The organism is Acetobacterium malicum subsp. dehalogenans DSM 11527, from assembly GCF_000472665.1.
GTDB classification, from domain to species: domain Bacteria; phylum Bacillota; class Clostridia; order Eubacteriales; family Eubacteriaceae; genus Acetobacterium; species Acetobacterium malicum.
Genome location: NZ_AXAC01000016.1, coordinates 45,085 through 61,640 on the forward strand (window position 1 = coordinate 45,085; position 16,556 = coordinate 61,640).

12 protein-coding genes are annotated in these 16,556 nt (G+C 46.4%); all 12 read left to right on the forward strand.

Annotated features, from left to right (window positions below):
• The first annotated feature begins 48 nt into the window (after nucleotides 1-48).
• The 12 genes from A3KS_RS0107600 to A3KS_RS0107655 all read left to right on the forward strand — a co-directional run bounded on the left by A3KS_RS0107600 (nucleotide 49) and on the right by A3KS_RS0107655 (nucleotide 16,410).
• Nucleotides 49-624, forward strand: coding sequence for an NAD(P)H-dependent oxidoreductase (locus A3KS_RS0107600; RefSeq protein ID WP_026394410.1), 576 nt, complete (start codon nucleotides 49-51; stop codon nucleotides 622-624).
• 154 nt (nucleotides 625-778) lie between these two features.
• On the forward strand, nucleotides 779-1,915 hold the full coding sequence (locus A3KS_RS0107605; protein ID WP_026394411.1) for a DUF362 domain-containing protein: 1,137 nt from the start codon (nucleotides 779-781) through the stop codon (nucleotides 1,913-1,915).
• Nucleotides 1,916-2,589: 674 nt separating this feature from the next.
• Nucleotides 2,590-3,582 carry a ketol-acid reductoisomerase gene (gene ilvC / locus A3KS_RS0107610; protein ID WP_026394412.1) on the forward strand — a complete coding sequence of 331 codons (993 nt, stop codon included), beginning with the start codon at nucleotides 2,590-2,592 and terminating at the stop codon, nucleotides 3,580-3,582.
• Nucleotides 3,583-3,785: 203 nt separating this feature from the next.
• Nucleotides 3,786-5,339 (forward strand): 2-isopropylmalate synthase, encoded by a 1,554-nt coding sequence (locus tag A3KS_RS0107615; RefSeq protein ID WP_026394413.1) that lies wholly within the window; start codon nucleotides 3,786-3,788, stop codon nucleotides 5,337-5,339.
• A 15-nt stretch (nucleotides 5,340-5,354) separates the two neighbouring features.
• Nucleotides 5,355-6,938: a citramalate synthase gene (cimA, locus tag A3KS_RS0107620; RefSeq protein WP_026394414.1), complete on the forward strand. Its 1,584-nt coding sequence runs from the start codon at nucleotides 5,355-5,357 to the stop codon at nucleotides 6,936-6,938.
• Nucleotides 6,939-7,056: 118 nt separating this feature from the next.
• On the forward strand, nucleotides 7,057-8,118 hold the full coding sequence (gene leuB, locus A3KS_RS0107625) for a 3-isopropylmalate dehydrogenase (RefSeq protein ID WP_026394415.1): 1,062 nt from the start codon (nucleotides 7,057-7,059) through the stop codon (nucleotides 8,116-8,118).
• A gap of 95 nt (nucleotides 8,119-8,213) precedes the next feature.
• Nucleotides 8,214-9,878: a dihydroxy-acid dehydratase gene (gene ilvD / locus A3KS_RS0107630; RefSeq protein WP_026394416.1), complete on the forward strand. Its 1,665-nt coding sequence runs from the start codon at nucleotides 8,214-8,216 to the stop codon at nucleotides 9,876-9,878.
• 139 nt (nucleotides 9,879-10,017) lie between these two features.
• Entirely contained in the window at nucleotides 10,018-11,679 is a 1,662-nt protein-coding gene (gene ilvB, locus A3KS_RS0107635) for a biosynthetic-type acetolactate synthase large subunit (RefSeq protein WP_026394417.1), read from the forward strand.
• A gap of 345 nt (nucleotides 11,680-12,024) precedes the next feature.
• The gene (locus A3KS_RS0107640; RefSeq protein ID WP_026394418.1) at nucleotides 12,025-12,693 is read left to right on the forward strand and encodes an L-fuculose-phosphate aldolase; all 669 of its coding nucleotides are present in this window, start codon (nucleotides 12,025-12,027) and stop codon (nucleotides 12,691-12,693) included.
• Nucleotides 12,694-12,819: 126 nt separating this feature from the next.
• The gene (locus tag A3KS_RS0107645) at nucleotides 12,820-13,866 is read left to right on the forward strand and encodes a GGDEF domain-containing protein (RefSeq protein WP_026394419.1); all 1,047 of its coding nucleotides are present in this window, start codon (nucleotides 12,820-12,822) and stop codon (nucleotides 13,864-13,866) included.
• Nucleotides 13,867-13,889: 23 nt separating this feature from the next.
• Nucleotides 13,890-15,149: a chloride channel protein gene (locus A3KS_RS0107650; RefSeq protein WP_026394420.1), complete on the forward strand. Its 1,260-nt coding sequence runs from the start codon at nucleotides 13,890-13,892 to the stop codon at nucleotides 15,147-15,149.
• 28 nt (nucleotides 15,150-15,177) lie between these two features.
• The gene (locus A3KS_RS0107655; RefSeq protein ID WP_026394421.1) at nucleotides 15,178-16,410 is read left to right on the forward strand and encodes a chloride channel protein; all 1,233 of its coding nucleotides are present in this window, start codon (nucleotides 15,178-15,180) and stop codon (nucleotides 16,408-16,410) included.
• Nucleotides 16,411-16,556: the final 146 nt, after the last annotated feature.

The window sequence follows — 16,556 nt, forward strand, 5'->3', positions numbered from 1 at the left end:
TTTTTAGATGGACCGATTAACAGGAGCGATTATTTTGAAGGAGATGCAATGAAGAAAATTTTATTTATCGATGCTTGTATGCGTGGGGAAGAATCCCGAACAAGAAAAATCTGTGAAAAACTAATTGAAAGTAGAATGGAAAAGGAAGACTATCAGCTGCAAACAGTTAAGCTGGAGAAAGAAAAGATTATCGCTCTGGATTGTGAGGCACTGAATTATCGAACCCGTTTAATTGAAGCGAACAGTTTTTCTGACGAAATTTTTGATTATGCCAGACAATTTGCATCAGCAGATCTGATTGTAGTTGGGGCACCGTATTGGGATTTATCATTTCCGGCTGTTTTAAAAAACTATTTTGAAGCAGTCAGTGTGTGCGGTATGGCCTTTTCATACGGCCCGGATGGCGTACCATATGGCTTGTGTCAAGCTGAGAAACTGTTTTATGTCACTACGGCGGGAGGTTTTATCGGAAGTTTGAATTTTGGTTATGATTATATCGCAGGATTGTGCGGACTATATGGCATCAAGGAAGTTGAACAAATCAAAGCTGAAGGTTTGGATATTGAAGGATTTGATATTCAGACGATTCTTAATCAGGCATTCAATCAGGTAGTAACCGCATAAGATGATGATCAGCCATGTATTCAGGATCAATTTGAAGGAATTTGACCTTGATAAAAAATAGAAAAACGATAAAATGTTTTAAATTAGAAACAATTGTACTTCTATTAAGAACAATATCCCGAACAGAATTGATTAAATTATAAGGAGAAAGATGATGAATCAAAAATCACAGGTTTATTTTACAACGCTGCGAACGACAGGATCGAATAACATTTTAAAAAAGCTGGAAAAACTGGTCACTGCGGCTGGGATGATGGACATTAATTTTGAGAATAAATTTGCGGCGATTAAGATCCATCTCGGTGAACCGGGAAATCTCGCCTATCTCAGACCCAATTACTCCAAAGTTATTGTCGATATGGTTAAGGAAAAGGGCGGGAAACCATTTCTGACTGACTGCAATACCCTTTATGTGGGACGACGTAAAGACACCCTGGAACACCTCGATGCCGCCTACGAAAATGGTTATAATCCCTTTGTCACCGGTTGCCATGTAATTATTGGCGATGGCCTGAAGGGCACCGATGACATTGAGGTGCCACTGGCAGGCGGCGAATGTGTGGCCACGGCCAAAATTGGCCGGGCGATTATGGACGCCGATGTCTTTATCTCGATGACTCATTTCAAAGGCCACGAAAATACCGGCTTTGGTGGCGTCCTGAAAAATATCGGCATGGGCTGCGGTTCCCGGCGGGGAAAAATGGAAATGCATTCAAATAGTAAACCCTTTGTAAAAGAAAAGAAATGTCGGAGTTGCGAAATGTGCGGTAAGATCTGTGCCGTGCAGGCTATTTCTTATGGGAAAGAAGATGGCAAAGCCAGCATCGACCACAACATTTGCGTCGGCTGCGGCCGCTGCATTGGGGTCTGTCCTTTTGATGCCATCTCACCTAAATATGATGAAAGCAATGATATCCTCAATAAAAAAATTGCCGAATATACCAAGGCGGTGTTGGACGGACGTCCGCATTTCCACATCAGCTTTGTTATCGATGTTTCACCTAACTGTGATTGCCATGTCGAAAACGATCTGCCAATCATTCAGGATGTCGGCATTTTTGCCTCCATCGATCCGGTGGCCCTGGATATGGCCTGCGCGGATGCCTGCAATAACGCCCGGATTCTCCGGGGCAGCTGTGCGGAGGAACGGATTATTGAGAATGAAGAAAAGGATCTGTCAGAACTGGATGTATTCACCCTGGTTCATCCGGATACAAACTGGAAGGTTTGTGTTGATCACGCCGTCAAGCTGGGTCTGGGTAATAAGGAATACGAAATTACCGAGGTTTAAGAGGATGCTTTGCGATGGTTCAATCTAGAAACCGATATCATCATTTCTTTGATATTTTGTGATTGACAAAGGCAAAATAAATAGATATAATGACTCAAATACAAAAGTTGTGATTGAAAAATAACCAAATAAAATAACTGCTATGACCAAGAGAAAGATACCAAAAATTGTATTTAAGAGAGTTGGAGAATGGTGTAATTCCAATAGTACAATGGTATGTAATACTCACTTGCGAGCTGCCAACCTGAAAATTTACCCAATTAGTAGGGAAGGCCGTGATCCCATCCGGGACGTCAACGTTAAATGACTATGGTTAGGTGCGCCTTGCGTTCAGACCAGAAGAGGAGATAGTTGTAAAGCTATTTCGAAGTTAGAGTGGTACCGTGGATACTTATATCCGCCTCTGTTGTTATACAGAGGCGGATTTTTTTAGTTTATAAAGCTATGCGGTTAAGAAAATTGAACAAACAAAAAGTAAGTACCGACAATTGTTACATCATGTTGTTTGCATCAGAGCGGACACGCCGTAGGCTGTCCGATTCTGCAGCAAACAACAGATTAACAATTGGTCGGTACGATTTACACAACTTACGTGAGTATATAATGGTCACATCAAGTGAATTTATATAATTGAAAATTAAATTATTAAAACATTTCAAGGAGGAAATTTAAAAATGGCAAAATTATTTTACGACGCAGATTGTAATCTGGGGTTACTCGATGGAAAAACAGTTGCAATTATTGGATACGGAAGTCAGGGTCATGCCCATGCACTGAATCTGAAAGAATCAGGTGTGAATGTAATTGTTGGTCTTTATGAAGGCAGCAAGTCATGGCCAATCGCTGAAGAAGCAGGATTAAAAGTCATGACCGCAGCTGATGCCACAAAAGCAGCAGATATCGTCATGATTCTTCTTCCGGATGAAAGACAGGCAGCGATCTACAAAGAAAGCATTTTACCAAATCTTGAAGCAGGCAACAGCCTTGTCTTTGCTCATGGTTTCAATATTCATTATGGTCAGATCATTCCACCAGCTGATGTCAATGTCTTCATGATCGCACCAAAAGGACCTGGACACACCGTCAGAAGTCAGTATCAGGAAGGCCGCGGGGTTCCCTGTCTGATTGCCGTTTACCAGGATCCATCAGGCAATACTCATGATCTGGGTTTAGCTTATGCTTCCGGAATCGGCGGTGGTCGTGCCGGTATCCTGGAAACAACTTTCAAAGAAGAAACCGAAACCGATTTATTCGGTGAACAAGCGGTTCTTTGCGGTGGCGTAACAGCCTTGATGAAAGCTGGTTTTGATACCCTGGTAGAAGCTGGATACCAACCAGAAAGCGCCTATTTTGAATGTGTCCATGAAATGAAACTGATCATCGACTTAGTTGTCCAGGGTGGACTGGGCTACATGCGATATTCCATCAGTGATACCGCTGAATATGGTGATTACATCACTGGCAGCAAAATCATTACCGAGGACACCAAAAAAGCCATGAAGGGTGTTCTAAACGATATTCAGGATGGTACTTTTGCCCGTAACTGGATCCTTGAAAACCAGGCTAACCGACCATACTTCAATGCTGTGCGACGAATTGAAACGGAAACTCAAGTAGAAAAAGTCGGCGCTGAATTACGAACCATGATGTCCTGGATTAAAAAATAGCACACACAAAAAAGACAACCCAGTACCGACAATTGTTACATCATGTTGTACGCATCGGAGCGGACACGGCAGAGCCTGTCCGATTCCGCAGCGAACAACAGATTAACAATTGGTCGGTACGGTAGTTATTTGACAACCTCAAAGGCAGAAGACCTTCTGCCTTTTTTTAAAACAAAAAAACAAAATAATTAGGAGGAGATGCAATGAGCAGAATAGTAAAAATATTTGATACCACCCTTCGAGATGGGGAACAGTCACCGGGTTGCAGTATGAACCTGAAAGAAAAATTAGAGATGGCGAAACAACTCGAACGTCTGAGAATTGACGTCATTGAAGCCGGATTTGCCATTGCATCTCCTGGTGATTTTGAATCGGTTCAACTGGTTGCCAATGAGATTAAAAATGCCACTGTTGCCAGTCTGGCCCGGAGCACCGAAAAAGATATCAGCACCGCCTATGAAGCCTTAAAAGGCGCGGTTAACCCACGAATTCATTACTTTTTGGCAACCTCGGACATCCATATGGAATACAAGCTGCGGATGTCCCCGGAAGCAGTGCTGGAAAAAGCCATTGCGATGGCCAAATTTGCCCGAAACCTTTGCGGTGAGGTAGAATTCTCTGCTGAAGATGCTTCCCGGACCCGACCGGAATTCTTATATCAGGTACTGGAAGGCGTTATCAATCAAGGGGTTACCATTGTCAATGTCCCGGATACGGTCGGTTATACCACCCCCGGTGAATATTTTAAATTCATTGAAGGCATTCGGAACAATGTACCAAATATCGATAAGGCCACCATTTCTGTCCATGTTCATGACGATCTGGGGTTGGGTGTGGCTAACTCGTTGGCCGCCATTCAGGCCGGTGCCGGTCAGGTGGAATGTACCGTTAACGGCATTGGCGAACGGGCCGGAAATGCGGCCCTGGAAGAAATTGTCATGGCCCTTAAAACCCGCTACGATGTTTATCAGGTGGATACAAATATTGATACCACCCAAATCTATCGTTCCAGCCGCTTATTATCCAAGTTAACTGGGGTTCGGGTGCAGCCGAATAAAGCCATCGTCGGCGAAAATGCCTTTGCTCACGAATCAGGCATCCATCAGCATGGGATGATGGCCAATAAAGAAACTTATGAAATCATGACGCCAGAATCGATCGGCTTAAAAGAAAACAAAATGGTGTTGGGAAAACATTCCGGCAAGCATGCCTTTGTGGATAAACTCACCTCGCTGGGCTATACCTTAAGTGACGAAGAGGTACTGGATCTGTTCAATCAGTTCAAGGTTCTGGCTGATAAGAAAAAAGTTATTTCTGATAAAGATATTCTGGCGCTGGTCGAACAAAAACAACTGGCCATTCCCGAAGTGTACTCGCTGGACCGCTTTGTCATCAGTACCGGGAATACCATTTCCACCGCCGCCACCATCCGCTTACGGAAAAACGGTGATCTCATCGAAGGGGTATCCCTGGCTGATGGACCCATCAGTGCCGGGTTTAAAGCCATCAGCGAATTGGTTGACTGTGAACTGACCCTGATTGATTATGGGGTTACTGCAGTCACCGACGGTACCGATGCCCAGGGTGAAGCACAGGTGAAAATTTCTGATGGCACCCATGTCTATCATGGCCGGGGCTTGAGTACCGATATCATCGATGCCAGCTTGAAAGCTTATGTTGACGCCGTAAACCAGATGCTTTACATAAAAGACAGTCAAAGCAAAGAAATCCAGGAACAAACAAGTTCAAAACCGTGATAAGGGGGAATTGGAATGTCAGAAAAAATATTAGTCTTTGATTCAACCCTCAGAGATGGGGCCCAGGCCGAAGGCATATCTTTCTCGGTAGAAGACAAAATCCGCGTGGTCGAAACGCTGGATAAAATGGGGATTGATTACATTGAAGCCGGAAACCCCGGTTCGAATCCAAAAGACATCGAGTTTTTCAATCGTATCAAAGGGATCCACCTTAATCATGCCAAGCTGGTTGCATTTGGCAGCACCCGCCGGGGTGGTATTGCCGTTGAGGATGATGCCAATCTTAAGGCGATTCTCGAAACAGAAACCCCGGGGGTAGCTATTTTTGGAAAAAGCTGGACCTTTCACATTACTGATATCATCAAAACGACCCTGGCCGAAAACCTGAAAATGATCGAAGAAACCATGGCCTATTTAAAAGCTCAGGGAAAAGATGTCACCTTTGATGCCGAGCATTTCTTTGATGGCTATAAGAACGATCCGGCCTATGCCATCGAAGCCCTGCTGGCGGCTCAGGAAGGGGGGGCCGATTGTCTGGCCCTCTGTGACACCAATGGTGGCACCCTGCCCTATGAAATTCAGGAAATCGTTACCGATGTTCGTCAAAAATTACGGATTCCCCTGGGGATTCATTGCCATAATGACAGCGGGCTGGCGGTAGCTAATTCATTGATGGCTGTTCATGCCGGTGCCCGTCAAGTTCAGGGAACCTTCCTGGGCTATGGTGAACGCTGTGGAAACGCCAATCTGGCCACCATTATCCCGAATCTGCAGTTAAAAATGGGATTCCATTGTCTGGCGGATGCGGAGCTTCAAAAACTGACATCTTCGGCGATTCGAATTGCCGAGATTTCCAATTACGCCCTCACCGGGCGTGAGCCCTTTGTGGGTAAATCAGCCTTTGCCCATAAGGGCGGCATGCATATCGACGCCGTCATGAAAAACCCGGCCTCTTTTGAGCATGTCTCACCAGAAGCGGTGGGAAATGAACGCCGGATTCTAATGTCCGAAGTTTCCGGCCGCAGCACCATCATTCAGCTGATCAACGAGGTCGACCCGAGCCTGACCAAGAAATCTGATGAAACCACCCGGGTGATGGATCGCATCAAAGAGCTGGAATACCAGGGTTATCAGTTTGAAGGGGCCGAAAGCAGCGTCAAACTGTTGATCCGCAAAGAGCTGGGGATGCACAAGCCATTTTTCACCCTGGAAGATTTCAAAACCATTGGTGAACAAACTCATACCAAAGAAGCCCTCAGCTCCTCCGCCGTGGTTAAAATCAACGTTGACGGTCAGTCGGAAATCAATGCTGCTGAAGGTGATGGTCCGGTCAATGCGCTGGATAAAGCCCTCAGAAAAGCGCTGGAAGTCTTTTACCCCAAAATCAGCGAGGTTCGCCTGACCGACTTTAAGGTTCGTGTCATTGATTCCAAATCAGCCACCGCCTCCAAGGTTCGGGTACTGATTGAAAGCTCCGATGGTGTGGACATCTGGACTAACGTCGGTGTTTCTACCGATATCATCGAAGCCAGTCTGATCGCTCTGATCGACTCCATCGAATATAAACTGTTAAACGACGAGGAACGGGAAAATAAATAATGACTATGCAAATGAATTATATGGCGCATCGCGGTGGAGGTCTAACCCTTAGTCGTTCTCAACCGCCCGTAAACGTCCATTTATAAAATAAAAACTGAAACCTAAAAGAGGAGAACAAATGAATTATAAAATAGCCGTGATTCCCGGAGACGGAATCGGCCCTGAAATTGTCGGGGCCAGTATCAAAGTTTTAGATAAAATTGCTGAAAAATTCAACCATACCTTCAATTATACCGAAGTTTTGGCCGGCGGCGCCGCCATTGATGCCTGTGACAACCCGCTGCCCCAGGAAACCGTTGACGTCTGTTTAGCCAGTGACGCCGTGCTGTTGGGTGCCCTGGGCGGACCAAAATGGGACAATCTGCCTGGTGATAAACGACCAGAAGCCGGTCTGCTGGGCTTGCGAAAAGCCCTGGGCCTGTATGCCAACCTGCGACCAGCGATTCTCTATCAGGAACTGAAAGCGGCCTGCCCGTTAAAACCGGAAATCATCGGCGACGGCCTGGATATCATGGTCGTTCGGGAACTGACTGGCGATGTCTATTTTGGCGAAAAAGGCCGGGACGGTGATTTTGCGGCCTGGGATATTATGAAATACACCCGGCCGGAAGTCCTGCGGATTGCCAAAAAAGCCTTTGAAATTGCCATGAAGCGCGATAAAAAAGTAACTAATGTCGATAAAGCCAATGTTCTGGAAGTTTCCCGCTTCTGGCGCAGCTGTGTGGAAGAAGTGGCCAAAGACTATCCTGAGGTCGAACTGAATCATTTATATGTCGATAACGCCGCCATGCAATTGGTCATCAACCCCAAACAATTTGATGTTATCGTGACTGGTAACCTGTTCGGTGACATCTTATCTGATGAAGCCAGCATGATCACCGGTTCCATTGGAATGCTGCCATCAGCCAGTATGGCCGACGGCAAATTCGGGATGTTTGAACCAATCCATGGTTCCGCCCCAGATATTGCCAACCAGAACAAAGCTAATCCCATTGCTACTATTGTTTCGGTAGCGATGATGCTGCGCTACTCCCTGGATCTGATCGCCGAAGCCGATGCCATTGAAGCCGCCGTTCAAAAAACGCTGGCGCAGGGCTACCGTACCGGCGACATCTTCAGTGAAGGGATGACCCTGGTCGGCACCGTCGAAATGGGCCAGAAAATTATCGAAAATTTGTAAAATCAGAATACCTGGTAGTTCCGGTTCATAGGGGCGAGTATTACCCGCCCGCAAACCGGACCGCTGAATCAAAACCACAATAGAAAGGATATCAAATGAAAAGTGATCGTGTAAAAAAAGGCGTCGAAACAACGCCGCAACGTTCTTTATTCAAAGCCATGGGTTATATCGACGAAGAACTGGAGCAACCCTTAATTGGCGTGGTTAATTCCTTTAATGAAATCATTCCCGGACATATTCATTTAAATACCATTACCAAAGCGGTTAAAGATGGCGTTCGCATGGCCGGGGGAACCCCCATCGAATTTCCGGCTATCGGGGTTTGTGACGGTATCGCCATGGGTCATGTGGGGATGAAATATTCTCTGGCTTCCCGGGAACTGATTGCCGATTCCATTGAAATCATGGCCACCGCTCATTCCCTTGATGCGCTGGTTTTGATTCCCAACTGCGATAAGGTCGTCCCCGGCATGCTGATGGCCGCCGCCCGGCTCAATATTCCTGCCGTGGTAGTCAGTGGTGGTCCGATGCTTACCGGTAAAGCGGTGGGTCAGAAAGATACCGATTTAAATACCGCCTTTGAAGCGGTGGGAGCTTTTAACGCCGGCAAAATTGACGAAAAAGAGCTTAAATCCTTTGAAGACTCAGTTTGCCCCGGCTGCGGCTCCTGTTCCGGGATGTTTACGGCTAACAGTATGAACTGTCTGACCGAAGTGTTGGGGATGGGTTTGCCTGGCAATGGCACCATTCCTGCCGTTTTTGCTGAACGAGTGCGACTGGCAAAAAAAGCTGGGATTCAGGTCATGGAAATGTGGAAACGGGACATCAAGCCCCGGGATATCATGACCGATGCCAACTTCAGAAATGCCCTGGCCTGCGACATGGCGCTGGGTTGTTCGACCAACAGCATCCTCCATCTGCCTGCCATTGCCAACGAAGCCGGGGTCTGCATCGACCTTCAGGAAGTCAACGAGATCTCTGCTAAAACGCCCCATCTGTGTAAGCTGGCACCAGCCGGAGATCACCATCTGGAAGATCTGTACTACGCCGGCGGCATTCAGGCGGTGATGAAAACTCTCGCCGATGCCGATCTGATTGATACCAGTTTAATGACGGTTACCGGCAAAACCATTGCCGAAAACCTGACCTGTGTCTTTAATAAAAACCCGGAAGTCATCCGCCCACTGACAAATCCTTACAGCCCCACCGGCGGTCTGGCCGTGCTCTTTGGCAACCTGGCCCCCGATGGCGGCGTAGTTAAACAGGGGGCCGTGGCTCCGGAAATGTTAAAACATCAAGGCCCAGCCCGGGTGTTTAACTCGGAAGAAGACGCTACCGCGGCGATTAAAGCCGGCAAAATTGTGGCTGGGGACGTGGTTGTCATCCGTTACGAAGGTCCGAAAGGTGGCCCGGGAATGCGGGAAATGCTGTTCCCAACCTCTGCCATCGCCGGCATGGGACTGGATAAGGATGTCGCCTTAATCACCGACGGTCGTTTCTCGGGCGCGACCCGGGGTGCCTGCATTGGCCATGTCTCACCGGAAGCTGCCGCTGGCGGCACCATCGGCCTGATTGAAGAAGGCGATATTATCGCCATCGATATTCCTAACCGGTCGATTGCCGTAAAGGTGGACGATGCCGTTTTGGCTGAACGAAAAGCCGCCTGGGTTCCCATCGAACCAAAGATCAAGACCGGCTATCTTTCCCGTTATGCCAGACTGGTAACCTCCGCCTCCACCGGCGCTGTCTTTGAAAAATAAAGAAATTTAAAATAAAAGTAGTAACTAAATGGTTTGTAGGGGCGGTTATCAACCGCCCGGAAAAGCAGTGTAACTAAACTTCAACAAGCGGGTACTAACGCCCCTACGACTACACCAAAAGCAGAAAGGAAGTGAAAATTTGAATAACAAAGAATTATTATTAGGGTCGGAAATCACCGTCCGTTGTCTGGAAGAACAGGGCATCAAACATGTCTTTTCATTCCCCGGTGGCGTCGTCATTCCATTATTCGACGCCTTCTACCGACTTGATCACGATATTACCGAAATTGGCCCCTGTCACGAACAAAATGGTGTTCATGCTGCCGATGGCTACGCCAGAACCAGCGATACGGTGGGGGTTGCCATTACCACTTCGGGACCAGGTGCAACCAATGCGATCACCGGGATTGCCAATGCCTATCTGGACTCGGTACCGCTGGTTGTCATTACCGGACAGGTTGCTTCACCTTTGCTGGGCAAGGATTCCTTCCAGGAAATTGACATCACCAGCGTGACGATGCAGATCACCAAGCATAATTATCTGGTCACTGATGTGGAAGATCTGGCTGATACCATCCGGGAGGCCTTTGTGATCGCCCAATCGGGACGACCGGGACCAGTTGTAATCGATATTCCCAAGGATATCTTCCTGGCGAAAACCGAATACGAAAAAATGTTTATTCCCAAACTGCGTCAGATTTATCCGGAAATCAAGGAGTCAAAAATACTTGAAGCGGTTGAAGCCATTAATGCCGCCGAACGGCCAATGATCTATGCCGGCGGTGGGGTGCTTAAATCCAAGGCGCACGAAGAATTGCTGGCTTTTGCCGAAAAATCCGGAATTCCGGTGGCCAACTCTTTAATGGGCTTAGGCGGTATTCCCCGCGATCACGAACTGTCAATGGGAATGGTCGGTATGCACGGTTTCCAGGAAACCAATCTGGCTGTCATCAATTCTGACGTCCTGATTGCCATCGGCGCCCGCTTCAGTGATCGGGTCACCGGCAACTGCGATGCCTTTGTCAGAAATAAAAAAATCATTCACATCGATGTGGATCCCACCGAATTCGCCAAAAATATCCCGGCTGAAATTCAGATTCAGGGCAATATCAAAGATGTTTTGCCGCTGTTGACGAAAGACATCGAGGAAAAATCCTACCCGGAATGGTACGAAAAAATCAAAAACTGGATCATTCCTTGTGCCGAAAAAGGGAATTATCATCCCAAGAATATTCTTAACACCATCAATGCCGCCTATCCGGAAGCCTTTGTGGTCACCGAGGTGGGACAGCATCAGATGTGGGTGGGCCAATACTGGAACGTCAAGCGCCCAGCTCAGTTTATTACCTCCGGCGGTTTAGGCACCATGGGCTACGGCCTGGGGGCTTCCATCGGCGTTAAACTGGCCAATCCCGATGCCGATGTGCTGCTGGTTGCCGGGGACGGTAGTTTTCGGATGAACTGTCAGGAGCTGATTACTGTCAGTAAGTACAAGATCCCGTTGAAAATCTTCCTGTTTGACAACGAAGCCCTGGGAATGGTGCGGCAATGGCAGAAGCTGTTCAGCGATAAACGCTATGCTCAAACCGACATCGTCCAATGTACCGACTATATCATGCTGGCTGCCGCCAGCGGGATCCCCGGCTACAAGGTTACCAACATGACTGAACTGGACGAAACGTTAGAAGCGATCAAAGACCAACCAGGACCACTGTTGGTTCATGTAAAGATCTCAAACGAAGAAGGGGTTTACCCCATTGTTCCGGCCGGCTGTGCCATAGATGAGATTTATTACGAATAGTATCGAATAAATAAAAATCACCGTGATTAAAAAAAATCAAGGTGATTTTTTTTAATCACGATAGGATTATGGTGCCAAGCACCTATTAGCTGCTCTTTGAAGAATGAAGTTTTTCTTCTAATATTCCCAAATTATCAAAGTGATTGAAGCCGGTACAGTTAATCAGGACTGATCGGCAGTTTTCTATTTGGTATTTATCTTTTATGATAAAAATTTTGGCACAGTGCGTGCCACACATTGTCTAGTGTACTTCTCTGTGTTAAAATGAAAAGAATGGAACATTTTATATAAATAAATCTGCTTATGCAGGCTGAGTAAACGTTATCCAAGTAAGAAGGTGAAAAAATGCTATTACAAAAAGAACGACAAGATGTGGTTAGCTATTGCCGTAAGATGATTAGTGCCGGGTTAACGAAAGGAACTGGCGGAAACATCAGTATTTTAAATCGGGACAGCGGACTGATGGCAGTCAGTCCCAGCGGCATTGACTATTTTGAAACCGAAGCGGAAGATGTGGTGGTTATGGATCTCGATGGGAAAACGGTAGACGGTCGAAGAAAACCGTCCAGTGAATATGAACTGCACCGGATTTTTTATGTCAGACGGGATGATATTGCAGCGGTGGTTCACACCCACTCGGTATATTCCACAGTGCTCGCAACGTTGCGACAGTCGCTACCGGCATCCAGTTACCTGGTGGCCTATTCCGGTTTGGATGTACGGTGTGCTGATTATGCCTCCTTTGGAACGATGGAGCTGGCTGAAAAAACCTTTGCAGCGATGACGGATCGCTATGCGGTTTTAATGGCCAACCATGGCTTGCTGACCGGCAGTAAGGATATCCTCAATGCCTTTAATATTGCGGAACAAATTGAACACTGTGCCGAGGTGTATGTAAAAGCCCGGTCCATTGGTGATCCGGTGATTCTGGATGAAAAAGAAATGAAAAAAATGATTGTAAAGTTTGGCAGTTCCTACGGACAAAAAGCGTCACAGGACGAATTGGCAGATTAAGCAGTTCGGTCAACTTAATGAACAGACCGGTTTCTGGCAGTGCCTGCGAAACTAGGGTCTAATCATATCAAAAAGGCTTCGGATCGTTTGCGTCGCGGATCAGAATTCATTAGCGGGAGAGGGTTCATGGAAAGAATAAAAAAGATCGCCGATTTAAAGAAAAACTACTTTGAAAATAAAACGACATCTCCGGAAAGTAAGGTCGCATCACGGGTCAAAGTTGTCATTTGTCTGATTTTATACTTTACTGCCATTGTTCTTGAATTACGTTTGTCAGCGACAACGAGTATTGCCGGTGTTGTGGCACAGCTACAGGTGATGGTGTCGGTCTATCTGGTGGTCGCCATCAGAGACAAGGGTTATCAGATTGCAGTAGTGATCAATATTCTGGTAGCTTTGATCGTCGCATTCATTGTGGTTATTGGCGCCGGAAATCTGAGTGCCATACCGGGGGTAATCGTACCGATCTGCACGATAATTACGATCAGTATTATTACATTTTATGAAAAAGGGTTTGAAAGTAAGTTGATCGAAGCAACCGAACAGAAAAAGGAGCTTAGTAACCTATACGATGAACTGGCAAGTACGGAAAAGAAAATTTTACAGCAGAATGTCAAGCTGAAGGAACTTAACAGAAAAATGAAACAGCGTGAGGTCAGACTTAATTACCTTGCCTTTACCGATGTTTTAACCGGATTGCCAAACCGTGAAATGCTAATTAATAAGCTGGATTTTCTGGTAGATCGGTCGCCAGAGCAGTGCGAGCATTTTGCAGTGGTGTTTATTGATCTGGATAATTATAAAAAGATCAATGACTATAAAGGGCATTATATCGGCGATTTATTGATGAAAGCGATTGCTGATAGAATTAAGAAAATCGTCTTTCAACAGGATATGCTGGGACGTTTGGGTGGTGATGAATTTACGCTGATTATCCAACGTAATTTGACTGAACTGGAAATTTTTGAGTATGTCGAAAAAATCCGGACCGCATTGCTGGAGACCTTTGTAATTGAAAATATGGATTTGAATATCAGTGCCAGCTTCGGCGTTGCGCGCTATCCCCAGGATGGGATCAACGCCGCCGAACTGCTGAATTATTCAGATATCGCGATGTACAAGGCGAAAGAATTTGGAAAAAACCGGGTGCAATTCATCAATGAGCGGGTTTAAAGACCGACTGACAGGAGGACAACGTGGGGAGTAAGTTTAAAGAAACAGCCGTGATGACTTTATTTGTGGCGGTGCTGGGCGGAACCATCGGTGGGATAACCTGGGCACTGCTTTTCATCATGAATCTGGGGATCAATTTTTTATGGACGGATGTTAGAAATGCTGTGGATCTTACCCTCTATCCGGTAATTATCTGTGCCTGCGGTGGTCTGCTCATCGGGCTGTGGGAGCAGCGGTTTGGGCCCTATCCCCGGGAAATGGCGGAGATTTTGAAGGATGTTAAAAAGGGGGAACAGATTCCCTACAATAATTTACATATTATTGGCATATCAGCTCTGTTGCCGCTGATATTTGGGGGCAGTCTGGGGCCGGAAGCCGGCCTAACTGGCGTGATTGTCGGGTTATGTTTCTGGTTTTCGGACCGGTTTAAGTATGTTATTTCAGAAACTGATGAACTACCTCAGATCGGTATGGCTGCAACCATTGGTGTTATTTTCGGAGCACCGCTGTTTGCCTTTGTACAACAAATTGAAGATGAAAACAAACCGGCAGCAATTCCCAAAAATCTGAAAATGTTAATGTATTTTGTGGGGATCATTAGTGGTTATGGGGTATTAACCATACTACAGAACATTTTTGGTGGGAGGCTGGGTTTGGGACATTTTCCTGCCATTGAAAAAATATCGGGCACGGAATGGGCAGCAGCGATTCCTCTGGCACTTGTTGGGGTAGGAGCGGGCATGCTCTACTATCTGTTTATGAAGATGACCAAGGCCGCGGTTAAACCATTGGCGCAGAAGATCCTGACTCGGTGTATTCTCGGTGGTGTGATCCTTGGTGGGGTGGGAATTTTTCTGCCTTACACGATGTTTTCCGGCGAACACGAAATGGTTGAGGTGATGAACTCCTGGCCGAGCATGGGTTTTGCCATGTTGCTCCTAACTGGAATTGTCAAACTATTAATGGGCAATATCTGCCACGAAATGGGCTGGCGGGGCGGTAACATTTTTCCCACCATTTTTTCGGGGGTATCGATTGGTTATGCCTGTGCCTTGCTACTGCCCGTTGATCCGATCTTTTGTGTGGCGGTGGTGACTGCCGCCTTAACGGCGACAGTGATGCGAAAACCCCTGGCAGTGATTCTACTGCTATTGATTTGTTTTCCCATTAACGGCATTATTCCAATGACCATCGGTGCGGTGATCGGCGGTGCCATTCCGGTGCCTAAATGGATTGCGGTTGCGGAAAATCAGGAAAATGGGTTAATACAGCAACACCAATAAAAGTTACAGTAAAAAAGCGGAGGTGAATATGAGCCTTAAATTTAAAAAGAACCTGGTCATGATTCTGGTCGTCGGATTTTTAGGTGCGGTTATTGGCGGTGTTACCTGGCTGTTGCTTTTTTTATTAAACCTCGGCATTGACTTTCTCTGGTCATTCATCCCGGCAAGAATTGACCTTACCTTTTATCCGCTGATGATTTGTGCTCTTGGCGGTCTGCTGGTCGGTTTATGGGAAAAGCGCTTTGGACCCTATCCCAGAGAACTTTCGGAAATCATGGCAGAGATGAAAACGGGCCAAAAGATTCCCTATAATAATCTCCATATCATTGGTGTGGCGGCCTTGCTACCGCTGATTTTCGGGGGAAGTCTGGGGCCTGAAGCTGGGTTGTCAGGAATTATTGTGGGGTTATGTTTCTGGTTTTCTGACAAGTTGAAATTTACCCTGACGGAAGTTGAGGAAATTGCCGAAATCGGTATGGCAGCCACGATGGGGGTTATTTTCAATTCACCGCTGTTTGGATTTATCAATCAGATAGAGGATGATGACAGTATCAGTAGAATACCGAAGAATACCAGGATGCTATTATATTTTGTTGGTATTCTTGGTGGTTTTGGAGCATTCCGGTTTTTGTCTGACCATATTGGCGGGGGATCAGGCCTGGGAAATTTTCCCGCCATTGAAACCCTGGGAAACACGGAATGGACTCTGGTTATCCCCTTAGCTTTGGTTGGCAGTTTGCTGGGAATGCTTTATTTTGTTTTTAAGGGCCTGGTTAAACTGGCAATCCGGCCACTTAAGGACAAGGTAGTGGTCAAAGCTGTTTTGGCTGGGGTAATCCTTGGCGGTGTCGGAATGTTCTTACCCTATACCATGTTTTCCGGGGAACACCAGTTGTCTGAGCTGATGCATGGCTGGGAAAGTATTGGTGTGGCGCTGCTTCTTGTGACCGCCATTGTCAAGCTGCTGATTACCAATGTTTGTCTGGAAATGGGCTGGCGGGGCGGACATATTTTTCCGGTTATTTTTGCCGGGACAGCGATTGGTTACGCCTTTGCAATGATACTGCCGATTGATCCAATCTTCTGCGTAGCAGTGGTTACTGCTGCCCTCACGGGTGCGATTCTTCGAAAACCCTTGGCGGTGATCTTGTTACTGCTGATCATGTTTCCGATTAATGCGGTAATCCCCATGGCCATTGGGGCTGTTATTGGCGGAGCCATCCCGATTCCAGTATTTCCAGGGCTGGGAGAAAAAGAATGAGCGGCAAATCGGTAAGTGGAATTTTATCATAAAATTGGCGAAAAGCAAAACAATAACATAATCAAGGGATTAAACCAGATTTTAAGATAAATAAAAAACAAAAGATGTCTCAGACTCGAGACATCTTTTGTTTGCTTTAACAGAGT

Bases quoted from the DNA above. Each gene is read 5' to 3' on its own strand.
- A3KS_RS0107600 (WP_026394410.1), top strand. From the start codon at position 49: ATGAAGAAAATTTTATTTATCGATGCTTGTATGCGTGGGGAAGAATCC.
- A3KS_RS0107605 (WP_026394411.1), top strand. From the start codon at position 779: ATGAATCAAAAATCACAGGTTTATTTTACAACGCTGCGAACGACAGGA.
- ilvC (WP_026394412.1), top strand. From the start codon at position 2,590: ATGGCAAAATTATTTTACGACGCAGATTGTAATCTGGGGTTACTCGAT.
- A3KS_RS0107615 (WP_026394413.1), top strand. From the start codon at position 3,786: ATGAGCAGAATAGTAAAAATATTTGATACCACCCTTCGAGATGGGGAA.
- cimA (WP_026394414.1), top strand. From the start codon at position 5,355: ATGTCAGAAAAAATATTAGTCTTTGATTCAACCCTCAGAGATGGGGCC.
- leuB (WP_026394415.1), top strand. From the start codon at position 7,057: ATGAATTATAAAATAGCCGTGATTCCCGGAGACGGAATCGGCCCTGAA.
- ilvD (WP_026394416.1), top strand. From the start codon at position 8,214: ATGAAAAGTGATCGTGTAAAAAAAGGCGTCGAAACAACGCCGCAACGT.
- A3KS_RS0107640 (WP_026394418.1), top strand. From the start codon at position 12,025: ATGCTATTACAAAAAGAACGACAAGATGTGGTTAGCTATTGCCGTAAG.
- A3KS_RS0107645 (WP_026394419.1), top strand. From the start codon at position 12,820: ATGGAAAGAATAAAAAAGATCGCCGATTTAAAGAAAAACTACTTTGAA.
- A3KS_RS0107655 (WP_026394421.1), top strand. From the start codon at position 15,178: ATGAGCCTTAAATTTAAAAAGAACCTGGTCATGATTCTGGTCGTCGGA.